Origin of the sequence: Pseudoalteromonas sp. SR45-5, from assembly GCF_014163565.1 — a bacterium.
GTDB classification, from domain to species: domain Bacteria; phylum Pseudomonadota; class Gammaproteobacteria; order Enterobacterales; family Alteromonadaceae; genus Pseudoalteromonas; species Pseudoalteromonas distincta.
In genome coordinates this window covers 1-1,683 of the sequence record NZ_JACJDN010000750.1, presented here as the reverse complement: position 1 = coordinate 1,683, position 1,683 = coordinate 1, and the positions used below count along the sequence as shown (strand labels likewise).

General features: G+C 42.0%; 1 protein-coding gene. It reads right to left on the bottom strand.

The features are described 5' to 3' along the window. Nucleotides 1-43 precede the first annotated feature (43 nt). Nucleotides 44-1,683: 1-deoxy-D-xylulose-5-phosphate synthase (gene dxs, locus H5072_RS18635; RefSeq protein WP_182694413.1), on the bottom strand; the 1,640-nt coding region annotated here is incomplete at its 5' end.

The following is a 1,683-nucleotide window of genomic DNA, read 5'->3' as shown; positions in this document are numbered from 1 at the left end:
AAAGGAGCCTTGAGGCTCCTTTTTAATAAACTAAGTAAATAGCTTAAGCGATAAACGCCTTAATAGCGTTTAATATTCCTTGCTCGCCTAATCCCATTTCATCGTGCATTTCATCTTGCGTGCCGTGTTTAATAAACTCATCAGGAATACCTAAGTTAAGGATATTAATATCAGCTTTTTGCGTTGCCAAGTATTCATTAACTGCAGAGCCGGCACCGCCAGCAATCGCGTTATCTTCAAGCGTAACAAAGGTATCGTGGCTAGTAGCAAGCTCATTTAAAAGTGCAGTATCAAGTGGTTTAATAAAACGCATATTAACAAGCGTTGCATCTAATTCGTTAGCTGCAAGCTGGGCGTTTTCAAGTAATGTACCGAACGATAAAATGGCAATTTTACTGCCTTTCTTAATTGTATCTGCCTTACCTATTTCAAGCAGTTGCATAGTGCTTTCAATGTCTGCAGTACCTGCGCTACCTCGAGGGTAACGAACTGCAACAGGGCAGTTTTCTTTATAACCGGTGTATAGCATTTGGCGGCATTCGTTGGTGTCGCTTGGTGCCATAATTACCATATTTGGAATACAGCGCATAAAGCTTAAATCGTACGCACCTTGGTGAGTTTCACCATCGGCTCCAACAATACCAGCGCGGTCAATGGCAAATAATACAGGTAAGTTTTGCAGTGCAACATCATGTATTAATTGGTCATACGCACGTTGTAAAAAGCTCGAGTAAATAGCAACAACAGGTTTTAAACCTTCACAAGCAAAACCAGCCGCTAAAGTAACTGCATGCTGCTCTGCAATGGCCACATCAAAGTATTGATCTGGAAACTCTTTAGAAAAGCGTACCATGCCAGAGCCTTCGCGCATTGCTGGCGTAATAGCCATTAACTTGCTGTCTTGCTTTGCCATGTCGCATAACCAATCGCCGAAAACTTTTGAAAAAGTAGCAGCGCTAGGTTTAGATTTAGGCAGGCTAGTTGTGCTCGGATCGAATTTTGGTACACCATGGTAGCCAATAGGATCGGCTTCAGCCGGTTTGTAGCCCTTACCTTTTTGCGTTTTTATATGTAAAAGCTGTGGGCCTTTTAAATTACGCATATTACGCAATGTATCTACAAGCATGTTTACATCGTGACCATCAATTGGGCCTATGTAATTTAGGCCTAATTCTTCAAAGAAGGTCCCCGGGATCATCATGCCCTTAATGTGCTCTTCCATTTTACTGGCAAGTTGCTTTACCGGAGGCACACCTGAGAGTAACTTTTTACTGCCTTCACGAATGTTAGTATAAAAGCTACCTGATAAAATTCGGGCAAAGTGATTTGTTAATGCGCCAACATTTTCTGAAATCGACATTTCGTTATCATTTAAAATAATAAGCATGTCTGATTTTACATCGCCTAAATGATTCATCGCTTCAAATGCCATGCCTGCGGTGATAGCTCCGTCACCAATAATGGCTACAGATTTTCGACCTTTGCCTTCTTTTTGGGCGGCAATAGACATACCTAAGGCAGCTGAAATAGAGGTGCTTGAATGACCTACGCTAAACGTATCGTATTGGCTTTCATCGCGAAAAGGAAAAGGGTGCAAACCGTCTTTTTGGCGAATAGTGTGCATTTGGTCGCGACGACCTGTAAGGATTTTATGTGGATAAGCTTGGTGACCCACATCCCAAA